The sequence below is a fragment of the Haloarcula sp. Atlit-120R genome (assembly GCF_003665885.1).
GTDB classification, from domain to species: Archaea; Halobacteriota; Halobacteria; order Halobacteriales; family Haloarculaceae; genus Haloarcula; species Haloarcula taiwanensis.
The window spans coordinates 1-452 of record NZ_QPLN01000094.1 but is presented as its reverse complement, the minus strand read 5'-3'; the positions used below and the strand labels follow the sequence as shown (position 1 = coordinate 452).

Sequence of the window (452 nt, the reverse complement as noted above, 5' to 3'; positions counted from 1 at the left end):
GTGACCTCGATGTCCTCGGCCGCGGCGATGTCGCGGACCTGCTCCGCGACGGCGTCGTCGCCGAGCGGGGAAAACCGGAACACCGCGCAGCGCGACTGGATGGGGTCGATAATCTTCGAGGAGTAGTTACACGAGAGGATGAACCGGGTGTTGTCGGAGAACTGCTCCATCGTCCGGCGGAGCGCCGACTGCGCGTCGTTCGTCAGCGAGTCGGCCTCGTCGAGGAAGATGGCGCGGTAGTCGTGGCCGCCGAACGACGAGCGCGCGAAGTTCTTGATGCGGTCGCGGACCACGTCGATACCGCGCTCGTCGGAGGCGTTGAGTTCGAGGAAGTTGCCGCGCCAGTCGTCGCCGTAGATGGCGCGGGCGATGGCCGTCGCGGAGGTGGTCTTGCCGACGCCCGCCGGCCCCGCGAACAGGAGGTGCGGCAGGTCGTCGCGCTCGATGTAGCT

The 452-nt window shown here is 67.7% G+C and carries 1 protein-coding gene; it reads right to left on the bottom strand.

Annotated elements, in window-relative coordinates; genetic code table 11:
• A partial coding sequence (locus DVK01_RS21380) for an AAA family ATPase (RefSeq protein ID WP_121538856.1) occupies positions 1–452 on the bottom strand: 452 nt, incomplete at both ends.